Below are 25,658 nucleotides of genomic sequence, written 5' to 3' on the forward strand. Positions count from 1 at the left end.
CTTTCCTCCAAGGACGTTTCTCGGGCGAAGCTTCACTCCGCCGCTGCAACTTTCTTCATCGGCCGCCGCTCCAGCAATTCTCTAAGGAACTGGCCTGTATAGGAGCGCTTCTCCTTGACGATGGTCTCTGGCGTGCCCACCGCCACGATCTCGCCGCCGCCATCGCCACCCTCTGGACCGAAATCGAGGATCCAGTCGGCTGTCTTGATGACTTCGAGATTGTGCTCGATGACCACGACGGAATTGCCCTGATTGACCAGTTCGTGCAGCATTTCCAGAAGCTTGGCGACGTCATGGAAATGCAGACCGGTTGTGGGTTCGTCGAGAATGTAGAGCGTGCGGCCCGTCGATCGCTTCGACAGTTCCTTGGCTAGCTTGACGCGCTGCGCCTCGCCACCCGAAAGCGTATTGGCCTGCTGTCCCACCTTGATATAACCGAGGCCGACATCTTTCAGGCTCTGCAGCTTGTCGCGCACGGCGGGGACGGCTGCAAAGAAATCGACGCCTTCCTCGACCGTCATGTCGAGCACATCGGCGATCGACTTGGTCTTGAAGGTAACGTCGAGCGTTTCGCGATTGTAGCGCTTGCCGTGGCAGACGTCGCAGGTGACGTAGACGTCGGGCAGAAAGTGCATCTCGATCTTGATGACGCCATCACCCTGGCAGGCTTCGCAGCGGCCGCCCTTGACGTTGAACGAGAAGCGGCCCGGCTGATAGCCGCGTGCTTTGGCTTCCGGCAGTCCGGCAAACCAGTCGCGGATCGGCGTAAAGGCGCCTGTATAGGTCGCCGGGTTCGAGCGCGGCGTGCGGCCGATCGGCGACTGGTCGATATCGATCACCTTGTCGATATGCTCGAAGCCGTCGATGCGGTCGTGATCGGCAGGGATTTCGCGGGCGCCCATGACACGGCGCGCAGCCGACTTGTACAGCGTTTCGATCAGGAACGTCGACTTGCCGCCGCCGGACACGCCGGTGACGGCCGTGAAGACGCCAAGCGGAATGGAGGCCGTGACGTTCTTCAGGTTGTTGCCTCGTGCGCCGACAACCTTGATTTCCTTGCCCTTCTTCGGCTTGCGGCGCTCATCTGGAACCGGCACGCCGAGCTCGCCGGAAAGATATTTGCCGGTCAGCGACTTCGGGTTGGCCATGATGTCATGCGGTGTGCCGTGTGCCACCACCTGGCCGCCATGCACGCCGGCCGCGGGACCGATGTCGACGACGTCGTCGGCCGTCAGGATCGCATCCTCGTCGTGCTCGACGACGATGACCGTGTTGCCGATATCACGCAGATGCTTCAGCGTCTCCAGAAGACGGGCATTGTCGCGCTGATGCAGGCCGATCGACGGCTCGTCGAGCACGTAAAGCACGCCCGTCAGGCCCGAGCCGATCTGCGACGCCAGCCGGATACGCTGGCTCTCACCGCCCGAAAGCGTGCCGGAATTGCGCGACAGGCTCAGATATTCGAGACCGACATCGTTGAGGAAGCGCAGGCGATCGCGGATTTCCTTGAGAATGCGCACCGCGATTTCGTTCTGCTTGTCGGTGAAAGTCCCCGGCAACGCATCGAACCAGTCGCGGGCGATGCGGATGGACATTTCTGCCACCTGGCTGATGTGCAGCTTGTCGATCTTGACCGCCAAAGCTTCGGGCTTCAGGCGATAGCCGTTACAGGCCGGGCACGGAGCTGCCGACATGAAGCGCTCGATCTCCTCGCGCGCCCAGGCGGAATCCGTTTCCTTCCAGCGGCGCTCAAGATTCGGCACGATGCCTTCGAAATTCTTGTGCGTCGTGTAGGAGCGCGCACCATCGGCATAGTGAAACTCGATCTTGTCTTCCGTGCCGTTCAGAATGACGTCCTGAGCCTTTTCCGACAGCTCATTCCAGCGGCTGCCGAGCTTGAAGCCGTAATGCTTGCCGAGGGCTTCCAGCGTCTGGTTGTAATAGGGCGAGCTGGATTTGGCCCAGGGCGCGATTGCGCCGTCGCGCAAGGTGCGCTCCGGTTCCGGCACGATCAGATCCCGATCAATCTTCTGCTGCGAGCCGAGGCCATCGCAGGAAGGGCAGGCGCCGAAGGGGTTGTTGAACGAGAACAGGCGCGGCTCGATTTCCGGAATGGTGAAGCCGGAAACCGGGCAGGCGAATTTCTCCGAGAACAAGACGCGCTCATGCGTCTCGTTCAGCGACTTGTTGGCCGAGCCGCCGGCGGCGGTTTCTTCGGGCGGCAGTGGCTTGTCGGCGAATTCCGCAACGGCAAGGCCATCGGCGAGCCGCAGCGACGTTTCGAAGCTGTCGGCCAGGCGGGCGGCCATATCCGGCCGGACGACGATGCGGTCGACGACGACATCGATGTCGTGCTTGTATTTTTTGTCCAGCGCCGGCACATCGGCGATTTCATAGAACTGCCCGTCGACCTTGACGCGCTGGAAGCCCTTTTTCATGAGCTCGGCCAGTTCCTTCTTGTATTCGCCCTTACGCCCGCGCACGAGCGGCGCCAGAATATAAAGCCTCGTGCCTTCCTCGTAAGCGAGGACGCGATCGACCATCTGGCTGACCGTCTGGCTCTCGATCGGCAGGCCGGTAACCGGCGAATAGGGGACGCCGACGCGGGCAAACAGCAGGCGCATATAGTCATAGATTTCGGTGACTGTGCCGACCGTCGAGCGCGGATTGCGCGATGTCGTCTTCTGCTCGATCGAAATGGCGGGCGACAGGCCGTCGATCTGGTCGACATCCGGCTTCTGCATCATCTCTAGAAACTGGCGCGCATAGGCCGAAAGGCTTTCGACATAGCGGCGCTGTCCCTCGGCATAGATGGTGTCGAAGGCGAGCGACGACTTGCCGGAGCCCGAAAGCCCGGTCATGACAATCAGCTTGTTGCGCGGCAGGTCAAGATCGATGCCCTTGAGATTGTGCTCGCGCGCACCACGTATGGAAATAGTCTTCAGTTCGCTCATCGTCGTATGCAGGTCCCTTGGAGTCTGCCTTTATTTAGTGATGTCAGCCCGCGAGTCGAGGCTGAAATGAAGAGTTGGAACCGGCTTTTCGATTCCGTTGACATGATCATAAGGATAAATTAGAACAAATAAAGAACAAAATTATCGCGACGATTTCTTTGTGGATGAACGAAACTGGAAAGACCGCATAAATAGCGTCGGACAGCCGCTATGGGTTAAGCTGTCCCTATTGAATTTCAAAGCCGTCGATGGGCGGCAAGCAGGGTGGTATCATGGCCGGTAGTGTGAACAAGGTAATTCTGGTTGGAAATCTCGGGGCGGATCCGGAAATCCGCCGCACACAGGACGGCCGCCCGATCGCCAATCTCAACGTCGCCACCTCCGAAACCTGGCGCGACCGCAATTCCGGCGAGCGCAAGGAAAAGACGGAATGGCATCGCGTCGTCATCTTCAATGAAGGCCTCTGCAAGGTCGCCGAGCAATATTTGAAGAAAGGCGCCAAGGTCTATATCGAAGGCGCACTGCAGACCCGCAAATGGCAGGACCAGAACGGTCAGGATCGTTATTCGACTGAAGTCGTGCTTCAGGGCTTCAATTCGACCCTGACAATGCTCGATGGTCGCGGCGAAGGCGGCGGTTCGATTGAAGGCGGCAGTCGCGGCGGTCGCGGTGGCGGTGATTTTGGTGGCGGCTACGGCGGCGATTATGGTGGCGACGATTACGGTCAGCCGTCTTCGCAGGGCTCTTCGCGGAGCGGAGGCGGTAACCGCGGCGGTGGCAGCCCGGCAGGCGGCGGCGGCAATTTCTCGCGCGATCTGGACGACGATATCCCGTTCTGAGCCTTGTGGCACGAGACGAAGGATTTTCTCGAAGCCCGCCTTATCGGCGGGCTTTTTGCGTGACGAGGCCAGTTTTCAGGGAAGAGTCAGCGCCGCCCTTGCACCGTCCACGACGAACTGCGCGGCAAGCGCGGCGAGGATAACGCCTAGCAGGCGGGTCAGGATGGCGCGGCCCGTGGCGCCGAGCATGCGGTCGAGCCTGTCGGAAATGGCAAGGGCAGCGAAGACGAGACAGAGATTGGCGGCGATGACGCCGATCAGTTGCGCCCGGTCGAGCGTGGTCTGCAGCGAACCTGCCAGCAGGATCGTTGCCGAGATGGCGCCAGGGCCGGCAATCAGGGGCAGGGCGAGCGGAAAGACCGCGATATTGCGGATATGATCCTGGGTGATCGCCACCTCGGTCGTCTTTTCCTTCCGATCCTGCCGTCGCTCGAACACCATCTCGAAAGCGATCCAGAAAAGCAGCAGACCGCCGGCGATGCGGAAGGCACCGATGGAGATGCCGAGGATGCCGAGGACGCTCGCGCCGAAGAGGGCAAAGGCTGCCAGAATGAAGAAGGCGATCACCGAGCCGCGCAGGGCAACCTGCTTGCGCTCGGAACGATTCATGCCCGCCGTAAGGCCGATGAACAGCGGCGCTAGCCCCGGCGGATCGACTGTGACAAGCAGAGTCGTGAAGGCATTGATCAGCGTATCCGCACTTGCCATATGTTCCCCGGAGACTGTTCTGTCGTTGTTGTCAGCCATTGTTATGCGAGGAATGTGCTTTCGCAAAGCGTATTGCATCGCTATAGGCGGGTTGCGCCACGGAAATGTTCGATTTCATGGCTTAAAGAGGCAAAAGCCTGTTCACAAACGTCGGCCCAAATTGGCGCTCGCTGGGCCTTTCGGCTATAAATTTCGCAGTGATTCTAAAAGAGATCGTGATCTGTTTTGACTGAGCAAACACCACCCGGCGGCGGGAAGCTCCCGCCAGGCATCGAGCCGATTTCCATCATGGAGGAAATGCAGCGGTCGTATCTCGATTACGCCATGAGCGTGATCGTCAGCCGCGCGCTTCCCGATGTCCGCGATGGTCTCAAGCCAGTTCATCGGCGCATCCTCTATGCCGCCCATGAAAGCGGCTATCACTGGAACCGCAAATATGTGAAGTCAGCTCGCCCCGTCGCCGACGTCATGGGTAAATACCACCCCCACGGCGACGCTTCGATCTACGATGCCTTGGTCCGCATGGCGCAGAACTGGTCGATGCGTGTGCCGCTCGTTGACGGGCAGGGCAATTTCGGCTCGATCGACGGCGACCCGCCGGCGGCGATGCGTTATACGGAATCGCGCCTGACGAAGGTCGCTCACGAGCTGCTCGAGGACATCGACAAGGAAACCGTCGATTTTCAGGAAAACTACGACGCGACCGCCGAAGAGCCGAAGGTTCTGCCGGCCCGCTTCCCCAATCTGCTCGTCAATGGCTCCGGCGGCATCGCCGTCGGCATGGCGACGAATATCCCGCCGCACAATCTGTCCGAAGTGGTCGACGGCTGTATCGCGCTGATCGATAATCCGGCGATCGAACTGCCTGAGATGATGCAGATCATCCCCGGTCCGGATTTTCCGACCGGCGCGAAGATCCTCGGCCGTGCCGGTATCCGTTCCGCCTATGAGACGGGCCGCGGCTCTGTCGTCATGCGTGGCGTTGCGACGATCGAGCCGATGCGTGGCGATCGCGAGCAGATCATCATCACCGAGATTCCCTATCAGGTGAACAAGGCGTCGATGATCGAGAAAATGGCCGAACTCGTGCGCGAAAAGCGAATCGAGGGCATCTCGGACCTGCGTGACGAATCCGACCGTCAGGGCTATCGCGTCGTCGTCGAGCTGAAGCGCGATGCCAATGCCGACGTCATTCTGAACCAGCTTTATCGCTACACGCCGCTGCAGACCTCCTTCGGCTGCAACATGGTGGCGCTGAACGGCGGCAAGCCCGAGCAGATGAACCTGATGGATATGCTGCGCGCATTCGTTGCCTTCCGCGAGGAAGTCATCAGCCGCCGCACCAAATATCTGCTGCGCAAGGCGCGTGATCGCGCCCACGTCTTGGTCGGTCTGGCGATCGCTGTCGCCAATATCGACGAAGTCATCCGCGTTATTCGTCAGGCGCCGGATCCGCAATCGGCCCGCGAAGAGCTGATGACGCGCCGCTGGAATGCCGCGGACGTCGAATCGCTTATCCGGCTAATTGATGACCCGCGTCACCGCATCAATGACGACGGCACCTATAACCTCTCGGAAGAGCAGGCACGCGCCATCCTCGAACTGCGTCTGGCCCGCCTGACTGCGCTCGGTCGCGATGAAATCGATGAGGAACTCAATCAGATCGGCGTAGAGATCAAGGATTACCTTGATATCCTTTCCTCGCGCGCTCGTATTCAAGCGATTGTAAAAGAAGAGCTTTCCGCCGTTCGCGACGAGTTCGGAACGCCGCGCCGCACCGAGATCGTCGATGGCGGCCTCGAAATGGACGACGAGGACCTGATCGCTCGCGAAGACATGGTCGTCACCGTTTCGCACCTTGGCTACATCAAGCGCGTGCCGCTGACGACCTATCGTGCGCAGCGCCGCGGCGGCAAGGGTCGCTCGGGCATGACGACCCGTGACGAGGATTTTGTTACTCGGCTATTTGTTCTCAACACACATACGCCGGTCCTGTTCTTTTCGTCGCATGGTATCGTCTACAAGGAGAAGGTCTGGCGCCTGCCGATCGGCACCCCGACCTCGCGCGGCAAGGCATTGATCAACATGCTGCCGCTGGAGCCCGGCGAACGCATCACCACGATCATGCCGTTGCCAGAGGATGAGGACAGCTGGGATAATCTCGACGTGATGTTCACGACGACACGCGGCACTGTGCGCCGCAACAAGCTGTCGGATTTCGTGCAGGTGAACCGCAACGGCAAGATCGCCATGAAGCTCGAGGAAGAGGGCGACGAAATCCTTTCCGTCGAGACCTGCACCGAGCAAGACGACGTGCTGATGACCACGGCGCTTGGCCAGTGCATCCGCTTCTCTGTTTCGGACGTGCGTGTCTTTGCCGGCCGCAATTCGATCGGCGTTCGCGGCATCAACCTGGCAGCCGGCGACCGCATTATCTCGATGACGATCGTTCGCCATGTGGATGCAGAACCTTGGGAGCGCGCGGCCTATCTCAAGCGCTCCGTCAGTGAGCGTCGCTCTGCAACGGGCGAGGACGAGGAAATCGCGCTGGTCGGCGAAGAAGTCACCGAAGAGGGACAGCTGAACGATGAGCGCTACGAAGAGCTGAAAGCGCTGGAGCAATTCGTTCTGACGGTTTCGGAAAAGGGCTTCGGCAAGCGCTCGTCCTCCTACGACTTCCGCATCTCCGGTCGCGGCGGCAAGGGTATCCGCGCCACCGATACATCGAAGACGGGCGAGATCGGCGAACTCGTCGCCGCCTTCCCCGTCGAAGACGGCGATCAGATCATGCTCGTCTCCGACGGCGGCCAGTTGATCCGCGTGCCCGTGGGCGGCATCCGCATTGCCAGCCGTGCGACCAAGGGCGTCACCATCTTCTCGACCGCCAAGGATGAGAAGGTCGTATCCGTCGAGCGCATCAGCGAGCCGGAGGGCGAAGACGATGCGGCCACCGACGATGAAACGGTCAACGGTGAAGCCGGCGGTGACGTCGAGGGCGCAAGCGAGGAATAGGGATCGCAGCGTCGGATGACGAAATGGCGGATAATCTATTCGTCCTGACGAGAGAATAAGGTCGTTACAATCGCCTAAGCCTGCGGTGAAAAGCAGTCTTAGGCGATTTTTTTGGACCGGCGCCGGATATCCGGCGCCTGAAATTTCAAAAGTGTCTGGTGCTCCTTATTCGGGTCGCCTTTTGTCGGCGGAAAAGGCTGGCAATACTTCGAGGCTTTCTCGGTCCAATTGCGCCAATACCTCCTCATAGCCGAAACGAGAGCGCCAACCGAGAGCGCGGTCCGCCGACGTCGAGGCGTAGATGCGATCGATCTTTTGCGGCAGCGGCCATTTGCGGCGGTCGAATTCCAGGCCAAGCGCCGGAGCGCGCAATCTGATGACGGAAGCCGCATCGCTTGCGAGGGATGCGCAGTCCTCCGGTCTAAAGGGCGTGGTGGCTGAGATAATGTGCCGTTGAAACTGATCGCCGCTATTCGTCAGAGCCGCGGCATGGGCATCGGCGACGTCGCGGATGTCGACTCCGCGGTGCAGGCGATAGGCAGCCATCACATTGGCCGGTTCAGGGAAGCTGCGAGCCATGCGCAAGACGCGCACCTCCAAATCCGAACATGCCATAGCTTGCAGGATCCGCTCCGCCTCGAGCTTCGTGCGATGATAGATGCTCCTGGGCTGCGGCACCGTCTGTTCATCGATCCATGAACACTCGCCCGGAACCACGGCATGGCCATAGAGCGCCGTGGTGCTGGTGAACACGAACCGCTTGATACCGGCAGCCAATGCGGCTTCCGCCAAAAGCCGTGTCCCTTCGACATTGACGCGACGAAATTCATCGTCGGAGAGCGCGCCGACATGAGGTGCGTGCAGCGCCGCGCAATGGATGATCGCATCGGCGCCCGCCAGAGCTTCGCGCAAAATGACAATATCGGTAAAGTCGCCGACAAGATGCGTGGTCGAAAATGGCGAGCGATCGATCCCCAGAACCGTGTTGCTCGCCGCCAGGGCGTGGAAGATGGCGCGCCCAAGCCGTCCCGAACTGCCCGTAAGAACGATACGCATGCCACCTCCTCAGCGAAACATGACATTGCTGCCGCGCGATTGAAACGACCGCCGCGCTTTATGTCACAAAATCAGGCGGTTGCGGCAATGCAAATATGTCCAAGGGCGCTGAGGAGCGACGGCCGCGATCGCCGGTATGAAAAAACCGGACGCTGGAGACATCCGGTTTTTGTTCGGTCAAGCGCTTGGGAGACCTAATCGATATAAGGAGATCAGAGCGTCTTGTGACGCTTATGCAGCCTCTTGCTCTCTTCGCTCTCGCGGTGGAGCGCCGAAATAGTGGATGCAACGGAGACGACAAACATGATGCTGATGAACAGTGTAAGCATCGTCAAAATCGTGAACATGATCGCTCCCTCCTTTGGTGGGACTAGCGTTCAGATCCCTTAGTATTGGCTTACGGTTACGAAGTTACGAGCCGAAGCAAAGGGACCATAGATCTTCGACTGGTCGGGCTTTTGATCGTAAAGCGCAATGGTGGCCGCGAGCATTCCCGTAATCATGGTCATCCAAACAGCGTTAATAAGGGTGATCTTGTGGGACATACTCATCTTCCTTCTTGCCGCAATGTGCAGTCTGAGTTTCGAAGTTTAAACGCAGCGGTTTGCAAATGGTTCCGCCGATGTTGAGAGGTATCTAGCAATGCATGCCTGAAGCGACTTTGAATGCCTTGTTCATCTGGCGTTCAGATTCGCGATGCGTTTTGCGCATGGCAATGACGATTTCTTGGGCAGAATCCATGTTTTCTGCGGTTTCCGGTGAAGCGGCCCATTCGATCTCATATTTTTCGGAGAAAAGGTGAACGAGGTATTCGACGAAAAATGAACAGATGATAGCGACTGCGATAATGAAGACCAACATGGCGTGACATTCCCAAAGCCGAGGTCGGCAAGCCGTAGAAGCGGCCCGTCCTGATGTTGGTGTCAGTAAAGCATCGTCGATCTGAAACGGGCTTGAACGCCGCATTCATCTAGGGTTCAGAGGCAGTCCGCCGGTTGCAAATGACTTGCGATGTTGCCGCATCCATGACAAAAGGCGTCGAAACAACGAGCCGGCCCGGTATGACGACAGCCTTTTATCCCGGATCCTTCGATCCGATGACCAACGGACATCTGGATGTCCTCGTGCAGGCGCTGAATGTTGCCTCCAGAGTCATCGTCGCGATCGGCGTTCATCCCGGCAAGAAGCCGCTTTTCACTTTCGAAGAGAGAGCGGAACTGATCCGCAGATCGCTTACGGACGCCTTGCCTCATAAGGCGGGCGACATTTCCGTCGTCGCCTTCGAAAATCTGGTCGTCGACGCCGCCCGCGCCCATGGTGCCACCTTGCTGGTGCGCGGCCTGCGCGATGGCACCGATCTCGACTACGAGATGCAGATGGCTGGCATGAACCGGCAGATGGCGCCCGATATCCAGACGCTGTTTCTGCCGGCCGGCACGGCTTCGCGGCCCATAACCGCCACATTGGTGCGGCAGATCGCATCCATGGGCGGTGACGTCAGCGCCTTCGTGCCGTCGGCGGTTCTGGAAGCCCTGACCGCCAAACTCAAAGATGCGACCAGCACCAAAAGCTGAGCCGAAATCCATTTCCGAACGGAGCACCCATGAAACTCTTTCATATCGCATTGGCAGGCGCCTTGAGCCTTGCCGCCTTCGCAGGTAGCGCAATCTCGGCTGCGGCGGCTGATCTTCTGACGATCCAGCTCAAGGACGGCCCGGTCGTCATTCAGTTGATGCCGGAAGTCGCTCCGAAGCATGTCGCGCAGATCGAGGCGCTGGCCAAGAAGGGGGCGTATGATAACGTCGTATTCCACCGCGTTATCGATGGCTTTATGGCCCAGACCGGCGATGTCCAGTACGGCAATACGACGAAGGGTTATAATGCGGGCAAGGCCGGCACCGGCGGTTCCGATTTGCCGAACCTTCCGGCCGAATTCTCAAAGACACCCTTCACGCGCGGCACTGTCGGCATGGCGCGTGCCCAGGATCCGAATTCCGCCAACTCGCAATTCTTTATCATGTTTGCCAATGGCGATTTCCTGAACGGCCAGTATACGGTCGTCGGCAAGGTCGTCTCCGGCATGGAACTCGTCGACAAGATCAAGCGCGGCGAGGGCCAGAACGGCGAAGTGAGCAACCCGGACAAGATGATCAAGGTCACTGTCACCAAGAAGTAATTTCACGGGCATGATCCCAAAAATGCCACGCGGCGTTCGGGGTCACGCGCAATCAAGAAGAGAGAAGAGGAAACGAACATGGCTGAGATCAAGGATCCAGAAAACACCCTCATCCTGGAAACCACCAAGGGCCAGGTTGTCATTCAGCTTCTGCCGCAGGTCGCTCCCGAGCACGTCGCCCGCATCAAGGAACTGGCACGCGAAAAGGCCTATGACAATGTCGTGTTCCATCGCGTCATCGATGGCTTCATGGCTCAGACCGGCGACGTCGAACACGGCAAGGTCGGCGGCAACACCGCTCGCGCCGGCATGGGCGGCTCGTCCAAGCCGGACCTGAAGGCTGAATTCTCCGCGACCTCGCACATTCGCGGCACCTGCTCGATGGCGCGTTCGCAGAACCCGAACTCGGCAAACTCGCAGTTCTTCATCTGCTTTGCCGACGCACCTTGGCTGAATAAGCAGTACTCCGTTTGGGGCCAGGTGATCAGCGGTATGGACAATGTCGACAAGATCAAGCGCGGCGAGCCGGTGAAGGATCCGGATTCGATCGTATCCGCGCGGGTTGCCGCCGACGTCTGATCGTGATTATTCCTGAAACCCGCCTCTTGCGCCTCGGGCGTGAGGGGCGGGTTTCGCTTTGCCTGGATGAGTTGAATGCGTGTTGACCTTTTCGATTTCGATTTGCCGGATGAGCGTATCGCGCTCAGGCCCGCCGAGCCGCGCGATAGCGCGCGCCTGCTCGTCGTCGATCCGAACAGCGGCGCAAACACGCTAAGCGACCATCAGGTGCGCGATTTGACGTCTTTCCTGCGTCCCGGCGACGCCATGGTTTTCAACGATACCAAGGTGATACCGGCGCAACTTGAAGGCATTCGTCATCGCGAGGGTGCTCCTGGCCAGCAGGTCTCGGCGACCTTGCACATGCGCGCCGCACCTGACCGCTGGAAGGCCTTTGCCAAGCCTGGCAAGCGCATCAAGATCGGCGACCGCATCCAGTTCGGCCATGGAGAGAATGTCTGTGCGCTCGGCACGCTCGACGCTACGGTCGAGGAGAAGGGCGAGGGCGGCGAGATCACCCTGCGGTTCGATCTTTCGGGTCCTGCTCTCGATGAAGCGATTGCTGCCGTCGGTCATATCCCGCTGCCGCCCTATATCGCGGCCAAGCGTCCGGAGGACGAGCGCGACCGCGCCGATTACCAGACGATCTATGCGCGTGAAGAGGGCGCTGTCGCAGCCCCCACCGCCGGCCTGCATTTCACGCCGTCGCTCTTTGCCGCGCTCGATGCCTTGGGTATCGAGCGGCATTTCGTGACGCTGCATGTCGGCGCCGGCACCTTCCTGCCGGTCAAGGCCGACGATACCGACGATCACAAGATGCATTTCGAGATCGGCTATGTCGATGCCGCCACCGCCGCAAAGCTGAATGCCGTCAAGGCGAGGGGCGGGCGCATCGTCTGCGTCGGCACCACGTCGCTCAGATTGATCGAAAGTGCCTCTGCCGAAGATGGCACCATCAAGCCTTGGCAGGGTGCCACGGGCATTTTCATCACCCCCGGCTACCGCTTCAAAGCCGTCGACATGCTGATGACCAATTTCCACCTGCCGCGTTCGACCCTGTTCATGCTCGTATCGGCCTTTGCCGGCCTCGACACGATGCGCGCGGCCTATACCCATGCTATCGAGACGGGCTATCGCTTTTATTCCTATGGCGATGGCAGCCTGCTCTACCGGAAAGACTAGGACGAAATGAGCGAGAGCTTCCAGTTTCAGTTGAAGAAGACCGATGGCGGCGCGCGCCTCGGCGAAGTCTCAATGCCGCGCGGGACGATCCGCACGCCGGCATTCATGCCTGTGGGCACGGTCGGCACCGTCAAGGCCATGTATCTCGACCAGGTTCGCGAGACGGGTGCAGATATCATCCTCGGCAATACCTATCATCTGATGCTGCGCCCGACCGCCGAGCGTGTCGCCCGCTTGGGCGGCCTGCACCAGCTGATCCGCTGGCCGCATCCGATCCTCACCGATTCCGGCGGTTTTCAGGTGATGTCGCTGTCCGGTCTGCGCAAGCTGGATGAGCAGGGCGTCACCTTCAAATCGCATGTCGATGGCAGCCTGCATCACATGTCGCCCGAACGATCGATCGAGATTCAGGGGTTGCTCGATTCGGATATTCAAATGCAGCTCGACGAGTGCGTTGCCCTGCCGGCGACGCCGAAGGACATCGAGCGCGCCATGGAAATGTCGCTGCGCTGGGCGGAGCGCTGCAAGGTGGCTTTCGGCAATCAGCCCGGCAAGGCGATGTTCGGCATCGTACAGGGCGGCGATGTTCCGGAGCTTCGCGTTCGTTCGGCGCAGGCGCTAAGCAGCATGGACTTGAAGGGCTATGCGGTCGGCGGCCTTGCCGTCGGCGAGCCGCAGGAAGTCATGCTGCGCATGCTCGAGATCACCTTGCCTGAACTGCCGAGGGAGAAGCCGCGCTACCTCATGGGCGTCGGCACTCCGGATGACATCCTGAAATCCGTCGCCCGCGGCATCGATATGTTCGACTGCGTGATGCCGACCCGCTCGGGCCGTCACGGACTGGCCTTTACCCGCCGCGGCAAGGTGAATATCCGCAATGCCCGCCACGCTGAAGACATGCGGCCACTGGACGAGCAATCGAGCTGCCCGGCTTCGCGGGACTATTCGCGTGCCTATCTGCATCACCTCGTCCGTGCGAACGAAGCGCTCGGCGGCATGCTGCTTTCCTGGCACAATCTCGCCTATTACCAGGAACTGATGCAGGGTATTCGCCAGGCGATCGCCGAAGGCCGTTTTGCCGATTTCATGGCCGAGACGCAGGAGAACTGGGCGAGGGGCGATCTCGAGCCGGTTTGATCTCACTCAACAGCCCGGATGGGAGTGGTAGTGACAGTCTTGCTCTCATCAAGATTTCGCGCTAATCGAATTTCGTCGAAAAAGGCAGGGTCGGTCTCGGTAGGCCCGACCCCTTCCATCAGGAAGCTCTGCTCCTCGCCACAGGCGTGAGAGCCCGCGACGCGGAACTTGGCTATTGTGGCCGAGTGCCCCGCGTTGGCGTTGGCCTTTTGACCGTCACGCTTCCGCGGGGAAACCTCTTGGAGCCGTGATGCGATTGAATCACCTGGATCTTCACGTTCCCGATGTCGCTGCGACACGGGATTTTTTTGTTTCGGTTTTCGGCCTGACCGAAGTCAAGACGCACGGCACAAACGGCATGGCCATTCTGCGCGACGATGCCGGGCTTGAACTGGTCATCAGTCGAGCAGTCGAGAAATTTGGCGGCGCCGATAGCGTGTCGATCGGCCGCAACACCTATCATATCGGTTTCATGCAGCCGTCTCGGGAAGCGGTCGATATTCTGTTCGAACGCGTAAAATCGGCAGGCTGCGATATTCCGAAGCCGCCGGCTGCGATACGGGGCGGTTGGTCTTTCTATTGCTTCGCGCCGGGGCGAATCCTCGTCGAGGTAGGTTGGCGTATGGAGCTTTCATATGTGGTAAATCTTTTATTATCGATTGATTGCTATTCTTAACGGAGATTGCTCGAGCTGCTTGGAGCAGGCTTGCTCCCCAGGCAAGGTCCGGCTTCAGGCATGTCTCGAAATGAGCTTTGTGACAATGAAGCATTGGGAAAAATAGCGAATCGGCATAAACGGTCCGTCCGCCTTTGAAAAAAGTCATTGGCAGATTTGATTGCGTGACCGCTTGGAATTTGAAAAAAATCCGGCTAAAACGCATTCTCTTAATCGATAAGGGCTGTACTACCGTAAATAGGAGGCACTTGCCGTTGAGGGCGCAACGCAAATTCGGGGCATGTCTTTCGGGGCTACTGGTTGTCGGTTTGGCGGCTACGAGCTGCACGACGACCCAGAAGACAACACCCACCCCTCGCAATACTACGAAGGCCATTCGTGGCGCGAAGGTGACGTATAATTATACCGCGAAGGACAAGGACTGCCTCGAACGCGCGATGTATTTTGAATCGCTGCGCTCGGACCCAGGCGGGTACATGGCTGTCGGAACGGTTGTGATGAACAGGTTGACGTCCGGGGCCTATCCCCCGACGATCTGTGGCGTCGTCTCTCAGGAAAAACAGTTCGCGCCCGGCGTGATGACCAGAGAGGTCAAGGATCAGGCAAAGCAGGATCTCGATGCGGCCGCGTCCGCACTTCTGCGTGGCGCGCGGCATCCGCAGGTGAAGGAAGCAATGTTCTTCCACACCCAGGGTCTGCGCTTCCCCTACGATAACATGCATTATGTTGCGATCGCGGGTGGAAATGCCTTTTACGAGAAGCGCGGCCGCGACGGCGAATTGCAGACGCCGGCTCCGCTGCCTTCCTACGAAGTGGCGATGAACTACGTGTCGAACCAGGGTGGCTCGCAGTCTCCGTTCGTTTTGCCGGATACCCAGCCAGTGCAGCAGCAGGTCCAGACCGTAGCGGCATTTACGCCGGTTTCGGACCCGACGGTCAGCATATCGGCGGCGCCGGTGGCAATTCCGTCAGCGGTTCCTATCCCGACACCGGCTCCGAACTCGATGTCGATTTCAGGTCCGATCATGGATGCGAATGCCTTCGTTGCCCCGGCAGCGGCTGTAACACCAGCACCGATGCCGGCCTCAACAGTCGTCGTTCCGCAGCCGCGCCCCGAATTCCAGGGCACCAATTTTTCGACGACGTCGCCTAGAATTCGCGGCTGACGTGGCCAACGAGCAAGCGCGTATCGTCCTCAGCGACGGACGCGCTGCTTCCATCATTTGATAGATGCCTAGATCCCTTCGCTCGTCGTATTGCGAAGAATTTGGACGCCATTGATCTTATAGCTGCCATCCGGTTGACGGGTTATCTGGTAGATCGCTGTCCAATCTTTCCCGTCTGTGCCCGTAATCATCAGTTCCTGATAGACGACCGCGCCATTGTCGATCGCGCGGCTCTTGCCGAAAGCGTAATTGCCGGGATGATAGACCGGCTGGTAGGTTTTCTTCACCATCGCAAAGAAGCTGTCCTTGTCCGGGAATAGCGCCTTGATGCCGGGGGCGGCGAAGGAATAGGCCGCCGCCGCGTCATTATGCAGGAAAGCGCCAATCTGCGCCTGGATCAGAGCTTGAGCCGTCTGCACGGGATCTTCGGCTCGGGCCATTGAGGCGAAGACAAAGCAGAGCAAAGCGGCGACGGGAAATGCACGCATGGGCGATCTCCATCTGACAGGAGGTCAGAATAGCGCGCTTCCCGTCTTTGAGATAGCGGTTACTGCCAGCGGCGGAACAAGGCGCTGGCGTTGACGCCGCCGAAACCGAAGCCGTTGGAGATCGCATAATCCATCGCCATCGGTCGCGCGGCTGCGCCGACAATATCGATACCTTCGGCCGCTGCATCCGGGTCCTGCAAATTGCGCGTTGGCGGGACAAGCTGGTCGCGCAGCGCCATGATGGTGAAGATCGCTTCCATGCCGCCAGCCGCACCGAGAAGGTGGCCGGTTGCCGCCTTCGTGCCGCTGACCGCGATCGCCCCATTACGGCCAAAGACGGTCTTGATCGCCTCCATCTCCCCGCGGTCTCCGACCGGTGTCGAGGTGGCATGCGCATTCAGATGCTTGACCTCGGCGGGGGATATTCTTGCTTGAGAAAGGGCCGACAGCATCGAGCGCCGCGCACCATCGCCATCTTCCGGGCCAGCGGTCATGTGGTAAGCATCGGCGGCCGTGCCATAGCCCACAAGTTCGGCAAGCGGCGTGGCGCCGCGCGCCAGTGCGTGTTCCAGCGTCTCGATGACGAGCATGCCGGCGCCTTCGCCCATGACAAAGCCGTCGCGCGCGCTGTCGAACGGACGGGAAGCTTCCTCCGGCCGATTGCTGAAGCCGGTGGACAGCGCTCGCGCGGCGGCAAAGCCTCCGAGGCTCACTTTGTCGATGCACGCTTCCGCGCCGCCGCAGATGGCAACATCGGCTTCGCCCGACCGGATTAGCCGTGCTGCATCGCCGATTGCCTGAACACTGGCAGCACAGGCTGTGACCGGCGCACCGAGTGGTCCTTTGTATCCGTAGCGGATGCTGACCTGCCCGGCAGCGAGATTGACGAGGAAGGAGGGAACGGTAAAGGGCGACAATCGCCTGACGCCACGCGTTTCAGCCGTGCGCACCGCATCGGCGATGGCCGGAAAGCCGCCGACACCCGACGCGATCACCGTTGCGGTTCGCTCCAGTTCGCCAACATCAGTCGGCTGCCAGCCAGCCTGGAGGATCGCTTCCTCGGCAGCCGCCATAGCGAAGAGGATGAAGCGATCCATCTTTTTCTGGTCTTTGACCGGCACGTAGCGGTCGACATCGAAGCCGACCTCGGCATCCTCGGTGATATCGGGGACAACGCCGCCGACCTTGGCGGCGAGATCGCCCACCATCTCCTCCGGTAGAAGCCTGAGGCCGGAGCGCCCCTCGATGAGCCGTTTCCAGCTTGCGTTGACACCCACGCCCAAGGGCGAAACCAGTCCCATGCCGGTGACGACGATACGATCCATATTTTGCTCCTATTCGGTCAGGCGTCGAAGCCCAGAAACCATGCTTTCATCTGGTCGATGCGCTCATGAACGGCATCGTCGGCCGCAGGCCCCGGCACGAGGATCGTGTCCTCGGGCCGAAAGGCACGGCCGGTGACTCGGTCGATGAGAAGCGGGTGGCGGTCTTCGCCGGTATTGGCGTCGGCGAGCCGCACGGCGATCTCTTCGGGCGGCAGATGTCTGTTACCCCAGGTGAACAGCGCCATCAGGACGGGGAAGAAATCGCGGCCCTTTTCGGTCAGCACATATTCGTAACGCGGCGGCCGCTCGTTATAGAGCCGCCGTTCGAACAGGCCTTCATCGGTCAAGTGCTTGAGCCGCCGCGTCAGGATGTTCGGCGCGACGCCGAGGCTTTTCTGGAATTCATCGAACCGGCTCAACCCCTGAAGCGCATCGCGCAGGATCAGAATGCTCCACCAGTCGCCGACGCTTTCGAGCGCTCGGGCGGCGGGGCATTTGAAGGAACTGAAGCTGGTTCTTTGCATGGCGACGCAGATAGCATGAGTAACTATCATGATGCAAGTTACTATATGGAAGCTGTGTTTATATGAGGCAAATGCCCGATCTGCCGGCCGAGATTCGGTCGCCTCTTGAGAGACTGGGAATAAATTCGAAGAGGCACCACTGCTGCGAAGCTTCAGCGAGGAAAACGAGATGCCCCGCGAATGCTTGCACACAGGCTGCGGATTCTCAGTACGGCGGTGCCCTACGGGCGCGTTGCTGTTTTGCTGCCTCGGTCCACCAGGCGAGATCGTCAGCAAAACGGGGAAAAGCTCGCGCAAGCGCATCGCCTCCGCTCCCGATTGGTTTGCTGTCAATGTCCAATGCGGCCGATATATTGGCGACGGCAAGCGTGCTTGAGATGACGACCATCCCCATCTCGGAAAGGGCGCCATGCCAGGCGACCGCCGCGTGCGCGCCGGAAAGGCGGCCGCCGGAGTAACTGGCAATTGCTGCCGGACGCCAAAACCACTCCTCGAGGTAATGATCGGTCAGGTTCTTCAGGCCAGGTTGCACGCCCCAATTATATTCGCCTGTAACGAAAACGAAGGCATCGGCAGATCGAATTTTCCCGGCAAGTCTCTCCATCATCGGGGGCGCAGAGCCTTTGGGGTATTCCTTGTACATTCGGTCGAGCATCGGCAGGCCGACTGCCTTCGCATCGACTAGCTCCGCATCGTTTCCGCGCTGACGCAGGCCGGTTACGATAAAATTCGCGAGACGGATGCCAACACGATCCGACCGGTAGGAACCGTAGAGAACCAGAATACTGTCGGCCATTGTTGATTAAGTCCTCATAGTTCGCGCGACATGCTCTAGGTCTGCGACCCCGCCGGCACCGAAGCGGAGACCTCCTCCTCCGGAATATCGTCGAACGACGCGTAATTGAGATTATAGAGCTTCGAATAGAGTTTGCCATTCGCCATGAGCTGATTGTGGTTGCCGCTTTCAAGCAGCTGGCCGTTCTGCAGCACGATGATGCGATCGGCTTCGCGGATGGTGGCCAGACGGTGGGCGATGACAAGGCCCGTGCGTCCCTCCAGCAGCTTTACCAGCGCTTTCTGGATCAGCATCTCGGTATAGCTGTCGATATTCGCCGTCGCTTCATCGAGCACGAGGATCTTGGCATCCGCGACGAGCGCGCGCGCGAAGCTCACAAGCTGGCGCTGGCCGAGCGAAAGGCCGCCGCCGCGCTCGCCGAGAACGGTGTCGTAGCCATCGGGAAGCTTCATGACGAACTCATGCGCACCGACCGCTTTGGCCGCCTCGATGACCTCCTCGCGCGTTGCCTCTTCCTTGTTGTAGCGAATATTTTCCAGCACCGAGCCGGTGAACAGGAAGGGCTCCTGCAGCACCATGGCGATCTGCCGGCCAAGAGAATCCTGGGTGAGGGACCGCACGTCATGACCACCGACCAGCACCTGCCCCTGCTGCACATCGTAGAAGCGATGAATGAGCGCCATGGAACTGGATTTGCCTGAACCTGTCGGGCCGATCAACGCCACGGTTTCTCCCGGATTGACCTTGAAGCTGACATTCTTCAGCACCGGATGCTTGGGATTGTAGCCGAAGACGACATCGCGGAACTCGACGGAGCCATCCATATCGCGCGAAAGCTCCTTGGCGTCGGGCGCATCCTTGATGTCGATCGGAACGTCGAGCACCTCCGTCAAACGCTGGCCGGAAGCCATGGCGCGCTGCATGACCGAATATTGCATGGTCAAAGAGCGGATCGGATCGAAGAAGCGCTGAATATAGAACAGGAAGGCGACCATGATGCCGACATCGAGCTTATGGTTCAGAACCATCGAGCCGCCGACGATGATGACGATCGCCATTGCCATGCCTGTCAGGGTATCGACGATCGGCACCATGATCTGAGCATAGCGCGCCGCGGTCAGATGCGATTGCAGATTGGCATGCGCCTTGTCATCGAAAAGAGCGAAATTGACGTCCTGCCGATGCATGCCCTGCACGGCGCGCACGCCATGGATCGCTTCGGCCAGCGCACCATTGGTGACGGAATTGGTCTCATGCGCGTTCATGAAAGCGACGCGTGCCTTCGGCAGCCAGAACAGCCGGACGATGAAGAGGATCGGCATGACTGAAAGCGTCAGCAGGCCGAGCCGGAAATCGAGCGACAGCATGACGACCACGATGCCGAAGAGCAGGGCGATGTCGCCGACGGAAAGCACAGAGGTTTCAAGGAATTCCTGCATGGAGTTGACGTCACCCTGCAGGCGCGACATCAACCGCCCGACCTCGGTCTTGTCCATGAAGGAGAGCGAGACGCGCTGCAGATGTGCGAACATCGCCCGCCTTATGTCGAAGAGAACCTCTTCTGCGACCTGGCCGACATAGGTCTCCTGCACGTAGCTCGCGCCGTAGTTGACGAGGATCGCCGCAGCGAAGATCGCCAACGAAACCCAGAGTGCCGAATAATCGATGGCGCCAGGCGCCATGGCATTGTCGATCGCGTGGCGAATGACGAGCGGTATGACGATCTGCGACGCCGTGAACAGCAGCACGGCGACCACGGAAATATAGACCTGGCGGCGATAGGGGCTGACGAAGGCCCAGATGCGGCCAATGATTTTGCTGTCGAAGACCTTGCCGAAGATTTCCTCCTCGACGCGATGCGAGCCGACCACGGCGCGGGGAGGACGACGCCCGTCCTCGCGCACATCGTTGCGCTCGGTTTCCGTAATTTCCGACATCGTCAGACCTCCCTTTTCGCTCTTTCGAGCGCACCGCCGGATGTCTTGGCGACATCGTCCTCCGGGCGAACCTGCAGATCGTAAAGCGCCTTGTACCGCCCTCCAGCGGCCAAAAGCTGCTCATGGGTTCCACGCTCGACGATCTCGCCATCCTCGATGAACAGGATCTGGTCAGCATGCATCAGCGAGCTCAGCCTGTGCGCAACGACGAGCGTCACCCGGTCGCGGGCAAAGCGCTTCATGGCGCTGCGGATGCGCTGCTCGGTCGCTGCGTCGATGGCGGCGGTGGAATCGTCGAACACCATGACGGCCGGCTTCAGCATCAGCGTCCGCGCAATCGTCAGGCGCTGGCGCTGGCCGCCGGAGAGCGACACCCCGCGCTCGCCGACGACGGTAGTATAGCCGGCCGGCAGACCGAGAATGTAGTTGTGCAGCTGCGCCGACTCGGCGGCGCGTTCGATGCGGATTTCTTTCGCCCAGGGGTCGCCATAGGCGATGTTGTTTTCGATGCTCGTCGTGAACAGGAAGGAGTCCTGCTGCACGACGGCAACGTTCTGTCGCAGGGATTTCAGCGTCGCCTTGCGGATATCCTGGCCGTCGATGGTGATACGCCCGGCCGTGGCCTCATAGAAGCGCGGGATGAGATGGGCGATGGTGGATTTGCCGCTGCCGGGCGGCCCGACGATGCCGATCGTTTCGCCGCGTCTTGCCTCAAAAGAGATATTGGTCAGCACCGGACGCTTTTCCGGGCCTGGATAGCTGAAATCGACATTCTCGAAGCGCAGCGTGCCTTCGGTCACGACAAGCGGCTTGGCGTCGGGTGCATCCTTGATCGGGATATCGAGATCGAGCAGCGCGAACAGCCGCGAGCCGCAGGTCGAGGCACGCGCGAAAGCATTGACCATCAGACCGAGCTGACGCACCGGCATTTGCAGGATCGTCATGAAAGTCAGGAAGGAGGCGAGGGTGCCGACGCTGATCTCACCCGCGATCACTTTTAGCCCACCTATCCAGAGCACGAGACCCATGGCGATGAAGAAGGAAAGATTCATGGCACTGGTATTGATAACGCGGATACCGACGCGCCGATGAGCGAGCGAGAGCGCATTCTGCGAGGCGCGATCGAATTTCATGATCTCATGCGCCTGCGCAGCAAAGGCCCGGACGACGCGAATGCCGCCGAGATTTTCCTCCATCACGCGCGTCAGCACCGAAAGGCGCTCCTGCAGGTCGAGCCAGGTTGCCCGAAGCCGCAGCTGTGTCACCGAAGACCGCCATGCCACGAAGGGCACGAAGCTCAGGGCGAGCAGGCCGAGCACCACATCCGTCGACAGCAGCATATAGGCGCCGACGCCGATCAGCATGGTCAGAAGCAACATGCGCACCAGCGCGGTGGAGAAATACATGCGCACGCCTTCCAGATCGAGGAGGCCGACGGTGATGAGATCGCCGGAATGCACCTTGTCGTGGAAGCTGAAGGAGAGCTGCTGGATCTTCTCGTAGCAGGCGAGCCTGAGCTCGTAGCCCATGTGATGGCCGACGGACTCGCTATAGTAGTTCTGCACCATCGTGAACAGGCCGCGCAGGATGCTGATGACAAGCAGCAGCAGGGCCGTCGTCAACAAAGCGCGCTCGGCGATCTGGCCCGCCGCGCCGCCGGCGACCGCCGTCTGCGTCTGGTCTACCGCCCGCCCAAGCAGGCGCGGGATCATCAACTGCAACGTTGCAGCTACGAAAGTTGCCCCAATTGCGAAGCTGGTCTGCCAGGGATGGCGCAGCGTCATATGGGTGATCCGTACGATCGTCGAGAGACCTTGTCCCCAGCCGGCCGCATTGACATGCGCGCGCGAAGCCAAAGACTTCGCCGCGCTTCTTGATGAATCGCTGCTCACGCTCTTATCCAGGTAATTTCAAACGAGGCGGGCCCGGTGTCGGGTTCGTATCTCAGGAGAAGTATTGATACTATGAATTTTGCCGATTCCATGGCGACGTTCAAGGGTCAATCGGTCACAAGTGCCACGCGAATGTTAGATTGCGTGTTCGAAAAATTATCGAGGAAATGTCGGCATCGAAAGCGGCTCGACGTCCTTCGGGCACCAACGAAAACAAGGAGGACATCATGCGCAAGGTCATAGCAGCCACATTCATCAGCCTCGACGGCGTCATGCAGGCGCCGGGCGGTCCGCAGGAGGATCCGACAGGCGGTTTCGAGCATGGCGGGTGGACATTCCACTATTTTGATGACGCGACGGGCAAAGCGCTCTTCGAGATCTTCGAAAAGCCGTTCGACCTGCTGCTGGGACGGAAGACTTACGATATATTCGCCGCGCATTGGCCCTATGCCGGTGACGACGATCCGATAGCCAAGCTGTTCAACAGCATCACCAAGTACGTTGCTACGCGCGGAGACCGCAAGTTCGATTGGAACAACAGCCGTTCGCTCGGCAGCGATGTCGTTGCCGCGATCAAGGAGCTGAAGGCGGGTGAGGGGCCGGATCTTCTCATCCAGGGCAGCAGCAACCTTATCCAGACCCTGCTTCGCAACGGGCTGATCGACGAATTCAACCTGCTGACCTTTCCGCTCGTGTTGGGCACCGGCAAGAAGCTGTTCGGCGATGGGACTGTGCCTGTCGCGATGAAGCTCCTGCGCGTTCAAACCTCTCCAACCGGTGTCATCATGGCGACCTATCGGCCGGACGGCGCGGTCAAGACGGGGTCCTTCGCCTTGCCTGACCCGTCCGACGAGGAGATCGAGCGGCGCAAGCGGCTGCAATAGCCGTCACGCGGAGAAATCGGAGAGGCGTCTCCGCTCGCGACTAGGCTTCGTGCTCGCGGTTGACGCGGAATTCGCGAAGGCATTTTATGACTTCGCGGAGCCCTTTCGTCAGATGCTTGTCGCGGCGCAGCACGATGCCAAGCTGGCGCGCAAGCCGCGGCCGGATAGGCGATGTCGCCAAATCATCCGGGTTTCCGCTCTTCAAGGCCATGCCCGGCAACAGCGACCAGCCAAGGCCGGCAGCGACGAGTTCCTTGATGGCTTCGACGCTGCCGAATTCCATGGAGGGCTCTGGTCGGATCCCGGCATTGATGAACCATTCATTGGTCATGCGCCGCGTATTGCCGCCTTCGTAAAGCATAAGCGTCTTGTCTCTCATGAACTCCGCGTCCGGACCGCCTGATGGTATTGAGCTGCCCTTTGGTGCCACGGCAAGAATCTCGTCGTCATAGAACGGTTCGATTTCAAGCGAGCGGCCGGAGGCGGGCAGGGTGACCACCGCCAGATCCAACCTGTTCGCCTCGATATCGCGCAGTATTTCGTCGGCATTTCCGATGCGCACGATGATCTCGAGGTCCGGCATCCGTTTCTTTGCCGCAGCGATCGCTCGAGGCAGCAGATGGATCGATGCGGTGCCGCCGGTGCCGATCCGAACGCGTCCGGCCGATCCCTCGCGATAGGGCGTCATCGCCTCTTTTGCCATCGCGCAGTCATCGAGTATCCGGCGCGCATGCGGGAGCAACTCGACCCCCGCGGGGGACGGCTGCGCCCGCCGCCCCACACGCTCGATCAGCCGCACGCCGAGCCGCTGCTCGAGAAGCTTCACCTGCAGGCTGACGGCTGGCTGCGTCAGGCCGATCTTGTCGGCCGCCGCGGTAAAGCTGCCGAGGTCGACGACGCTGACGAAGGCGGCCAGCTGATCCAGACTGAGCATCAGAAGAATTCCTTATAGAACGTATTAAGATCATAAGCTTCCTTCGCAGTAAGCGCCAGCGCATCCTTGAGCCACATTCGGTGTGGCGAACTTAGGAGTATGCAAATGGCAATTGACACGGAAAGATCGATGGTGGCGGCGCCTGGTGCCGGCAGCGGCAGGCAGGAACCGAGATTTCTACGGATCGCATCCGCGATCCTTTTGTCTTATTTCGAAAAACGGAATACGCGGCGCGATCTGCATGAGCTGACCGACGACCAGCTTCTGGATATTGGACTGACGCGCCGGGAAGCAGACGCAGAAGTCAGCAAATCGTGGTTCTGGAGCTGATTGTCGGGTGCCTTGGCGAGCCATTGTCAAAAGAGCAGGGGGTTCTTTCGAGCCTGCCTCATTTTTAATGGCATCGTTCTTCTTTCCGCCATAGATATGACTAATCCATCTCCCTCGAAAATCCGCTGCTGCTTCGCATCGTTCGGTGGCCGCTCCCTCCAGAATTTCAATCAAAGAGACCACGAAAATTCATGCTCAAGACAACATCTCTGCTCCTTGCCTCGGCTATCTCGGCCGTATCGTTTCTTGGCATCGCTTCGGCGGCATCAGCAGGGCAGGCGAGTTATGTGGTGGATGTGCATAGCGGCCAGGTGCTTGGGGCCTCGAACCAGGACGAGCTGAACTACCCGGCATCGCTCACCAAGATGATGACGCTCTATCTCGCCTTCGAAGCCTTGCACCAAGGGCGGCTGAAATGGGATCAGAAGCTGACTATGTCCGAGAATGCCGAGAGCAAGGAACCCTTCAAATTCGCGATCGGTGCCGGCCGCAAGGTGACGGTGCGCGAAGCCGTCGAAGGTATCGTCGTCCTGTCGGCCAATGATGCTGCGGTTGCCATCAGTGAGCAGCTTGGCGGCTCCGAGGAGAGCTTCGGCAAGATGATGACCGCAAAGGCGCATCAGCTCGGCATGAGCAAGACTGTCTTCAAGAATCCCTCCGGCCTGCCGGATCCGGAGCAGGTCACGACCGCTCACGACATGGCGACGCTCGGCGTTGCGCTGATGCGGGATTTCCCGGAGGAGTTCAAACTCTTCTCGCTGCGCGGCATGAAGTTCCGCGGCATGAAACTGCGCGGCCACAATAATCTGATGTATCGCTATGCCGGCGCCGACGGCATCAAGACCGGCTATACCGATGCTTCCGGCTACAATCTCGTGACATCGGCCTCGAAGAACGGCCGACGCGTCGTGGGCGTTGTCATGGGCGAAAAGACTGCGCAGATTCGCGACGACAAGATGGCGAGCCTCCTGGATATGTATCTGGCTCCGACGGCGAAAACAGCCACGGTATCCACCGGCACTCCTAAGCAAACATCGGCGAACTGATCCTTCCGCTCGCTGCGGCGCCAGGTCTGTTTCAAGTG

25 protein-coding genes are annotated in these 25,658 nt (G+C 59.7%); 12 read left to right on the top strand and 13 right to left on the bottom strand.

Features of this window, described 5'->3' with window-relative positions:
- Positions 1-32: 32 nt before the first annotated feature.
- A complete protein-coding gene (gene uvrA, locus RHSP_RS15810) occupies positions 33-2,954 on the bottom strand; it encodes an excinuclease ABC subunit UvrA (protein ID WP_004118934.1) in 2,922 nt (973 codons plus the stop codon).
- A gap of 272 nt (positions 2,955-3,226) precedes the next feature.
- Here uvrA and RHSP_RS15815 point away from each other — a divergent pair, with 272 nt between their 5' ends.
- Positions 3,227-3,793 carry a single-stranded DNA-binding protein gene (locus RHSP_RS15815; protein WP_037152359.1) on the top strand — a complete coding sequence of 189 codons (567 nt, stop codon included), beginning with the start codon at positions 3,227-3,229 and terminating at the stop codon, positions 3,791-3,793.
- A 75-nt stretch (positions 3,794-3,868) separates the two neighbouring features.
- Here RHSP_RS15815 and RHSP_RS15820 read toward each other — a convergent pair whose 3' ends face one another.
- Positions 3,869-4,501, bottom strand: coding sequence for a MarC family protein (locus RHSP_RS15820; RefSeq protein WP_004118943.1), 633 nt, complete (start codon positions 4,499-4,501; stop codon positions 3,869-3,871).
- A 225-nt stretch (positions 4,502-4,726) separates the two neighbouring features.
- Between RHSP_RS15820 and gyrA the strand changes: the two genes are divergently transcribed.
- Positions 4,727-7,513, top strand: a complete 2,787-nt coding sequence (gyrA, locus tag RHSP_RS15825) for a DNA gyrase subunit A (RefSeq protein WP_004118944.1) — start codon at positions 4,727-4,729, stop codon at positions 7,511-7,513.
- Between the two features lie 165 nt (positions 7,514-7,678).
- On the opposite strand, the gene RHSP_RS15830 is transcribed toward gyrA, so the two are convergent.
- The 4 genes from RHSP_RS15830 to RHSP_RS15835 form a co-directional block, all read right to left on the bottom strand.
- Positions 7,679-8,569 carry an NAD-dependent epimerase/dehydratase family protein gene (locus RHSP_RS15830; RefSeq protein WP_004118945.1) on the bottom strand — a complete coding sequence of 297 codons (891 nt, stop codon included), beginning with the start codon at positions 8,567-8,569 and terminating at the stop codon, positions 7,679-7,681.
- 212 nt (positions 8,570-8,781) lie between these two features.
- Entirely contained in the window at positions 8,782-8,916 is a 135-nt protein-coding gene (locus tag RHSP_RS35845) for a hypothetical protein (protein WP_276307824.1), read from the bottom strand.
- A gap of 39 nt (positions 8,917-8,955) precedes the next feature.
- Positions 8,956-9,114 (bottom strand): hypothetical protein, encoded by a 159-nt coding sequence (locus RHSP_RS35135; protein ID WP_167332654.1) that lies wholly within the window; start codon positions 9,112-9,114, stop codon positions 8,956-8,958.
- Between the two features lie 91 nt (positions 9,115-9,205).
- Positions 9,206-9,430, bottom strand: a complete 225-nt coding sequence (locus RHSP_RS15835) for a hypothetical protein (protein ID WP_004118946.1) — start codon at positions 9,428-9,430, stop codon at positions 9,206-9,208.
- A gap of 200 nt (positions 9,431-9,630) precedes the next feature.
- On the opposite strand from RHSP_RS15835, the gene coaD reads away from it, so the two are divergent.
- The 7 genes from coaD (at position 9,631) to RHSP_RS15870 (ending at position 15,464) form a co-directional block, all read left to right on the top strand.
- On the top strand, positions 9,631-10,143 hold the full coding sequence (coaD, locus tag RHSP_RS15840; protein ID WP_004118947.1) for a pantetheine-phosphate adenylyltransferase: 513 nt from the start codon (positions 9,631-9,633) through the stop codon (positions 10,141-10,143).
- Positions 10,144-10,172: 29 nt separating this feature from the next.
- Positions 10,173-10,745, top strand: coding sequence for a peptidylprolyl isomerase (locus RHSP_RS15845; protein ID WP_004118951.1), 573 nt, complete (start codon positions 10,173-10,175; stop codon positions 10,743-10,745).
- A 78-nt stretch (positions 10,746-10,823) separates the two neighbouring features.
- Entirely contained in the window at positions 10,824-11,324 is a 501-nt protein-coding gene (locus RHSP_RS15850) for a peptidylprolyl isomerase (RefSeq protein ID WP_004118954.1), read from the top strand.
- Positions 11,325-11,399: 75 nt separating this feature from the next.
- On the top strand, positions 11,400-12,485 hold the full coding sequence (gene queA, locus RHSP_RS15855; protein WP_004118956.1) for a tRNA preQ1(34) S-adenosylmethionine ribosyltransferase-isomerase QueA: 1,086 nt from the start codon (positions 11,400-11,402) through the stop codon (positions 12,483-12,485).
- A gap of 6 nt (positions 12,486-12,491) precedes the next feature.
- Positions 12,492-13,622 carry a tRNA guanosine(34) transglycosylase Tgt gene (gene tgt, locus RHSP_RS15860; protein ID WP_004118959.1) on the top strand — a complete coding sequence of 377 codons (1,131 nt, stop codon included), beginning with the start codon at positions 12,492-12,494 and terminating at the stop codon, positions 13,620-13,622.
- Positions 13,623-13,872: 250 nt separating this feature from the next.
- Complete coding sequence (locus RHSP_RS15865; RefSeq protein WP_037152287.1) at positions 13,873-14,298, top strand: VOC family protein; 426 nt, start codon at positions 13,873-13,875, stop codon at positions 14,296-14,298.
- Positions 14,299-14,552: 254 nt separating this feature from the next.
- Entirely contained in the window at positions 14,553-15,464 is a 912-nt protein-coding gene (locus RHSP_RS15870; RefSeq protein ID WP_037152290.1) for a cell wall hydrolase, read from the top strand.
- A 68-nt stretch (positions 15,465-15,532) separates the two neighbouring features.
- Here RHSP_RS15870 and RHSP_RS15875 read toward each other — a convergent pair whose 3' ends face one another.
- The 6 genes from RHSP_RS15875 to RHSP_RS15900 all read right to left on the bottom strand — a co-directional run bounded on the left by RHSP_RS15875 (position 15,533) and on the right by RHSP_RS15900 (position 22,426).
- Complete coding sequence (locus tag RHSP_RS15875; RefSeq protein WP_004118967.1) at positions 15,533-15,952, bottom strand: DUF4864 domain-containing protein; 420 nt, start codon at positions 15,950-15,952, stop codon at positions 15,533-15,535.
- Between the two features lie 59 nt (positions 15,953-16,011).
- Positions 16,012-17,277, bottom strand: a complete 1,266-nt coding sequence (gene fabF / locus RHSP_RS15880) for a beta-ketoacyl-ACP synthase II (RefSeq protein WP_004118969.1) — start codon at positions 17,275-17,277, stop codon at positions 16,012-16,014.
- Positions 17,278-17,294: 17 nt separating this feature from the next.
- Positions 17,295-17,801, bottom strand: a complete 507-nt coding sequence (locus RHSP_RS15885; protein WP_037152294.1) for a winged helix-turn-helix transcriptional regulator — start codon at positions 17,799-17,801, stop codon at positions 17,295-17,297.
- Between the two features lie 205 nt (positions 17,802-18,006).
- On the bottom strand, positions 18,007-18,597 hold the full coding sequence (locus RHSP_RS15890; protein WP_004118973.1) for an NADPH-dependent FMN reductase: 591 nt from the start codon (positions 18,595-18,597) through the stop codon (positions 18,007-18,009).
- Between the two features lie 35 nt (positions 18,598-18,632).
- On the bottom strand, positions 18,633-20,534 hold the full coding sequence (locus tag RHSP_RS15895; protein ID WP_004118975.1) for an ABC transporter ATP-binding protein: 1,902 nt from the start codon (positions 20,532-20,534) through the stop codon (positions 18,633-18,635).
- Between the two features lie 2 nt (positions 20,535-20,536).
- Positions 20,537-22,426 carry an ABC transporter ATP-binding protein gene (locus RHSP_RS15900; protein WP_004118977.1) on the bottom strand — a complete coding sequence of 630 codons (1,890 nt, stop codon included), beginning with the start codon at positions 22,424-22,426 and terminating at the stop codon, positions 20,537-20,539.
- 227 nt (positions 22,427-22,653) lie between these two features.
- Here RHSP_RS15900 and RHSP_RS15905 point away from each other — a divergent pair, with 227 nt between their 5' ends.
- Entirely contained in the window at positions 22,654-23,310 is a 657-nt protein-coding gene (locus RHSP_RS15905) for a dihydrofolate reductase family protein (RefSeq protein ID WP_004118979.1), read from the top strand.
- A 40-nt stretch (positions 23,311-23,350) separates the two neighbouring features.
- Here RHSP_RS15905 and RHSP_RS15910 read toward each other — a convergent pair whose 3' ends face one another.
- Positions 23,351-24,244, bottom strand: a complete 894-nt coding sequence (locus RHSP_RS15910) for a LysR family transcriptional regulator (RefSeq protein ID WP_004118986.1) — start codon at positions 24,242-24,244, stop codon at positions 23,351-23,353.
- A 105-nt stretch (positions 24,245-24,349) separates the two neighbouring features.
- On the opposite strand from RHSP_RS15910, the gene RHSP_RS15915 reads away from it, so the two are divergent.
- Together RHSP_RS15915 and RHSP_RS15920 are read left to right on the top strand one after the other, a co-directional pair.
- On the top strand, positions 24,350-24,574 hold the full coding sequence (locus tag RHSP_RS15915) for a DUF1127 domain-containing protein (protein WP_004118987.1): 225 nt from the start codon (positions 24,350-24,352) through the stop codon (positions 24,572-24,574).
- Positions 24,575-24,765: 191 nt separating this feature from the next.
- Entirely contained in the window at positions 24,766-25,620 is an 855-nt protein-coding gene (locus RHSP_RS15920) for a D-alanyl-D-alanine carboxypeptidase family protein (protein ID WP_037152301.1), read from the top strand.
- Positions 25,621-25,658 lie beyond the last annotated feature (38 nt).

This window comes from Rhizobium freirei PRF 81 (assembly GCF_000359745.1).
In the GTDB taxonomy this organism is placed as follows: domain Bacteria; phylum Pseudomonadota; class Alphaproteobacteria; order Rhizobiales; family Rhizobiaceae; genus Rhizobium; species Rhizobium freirei.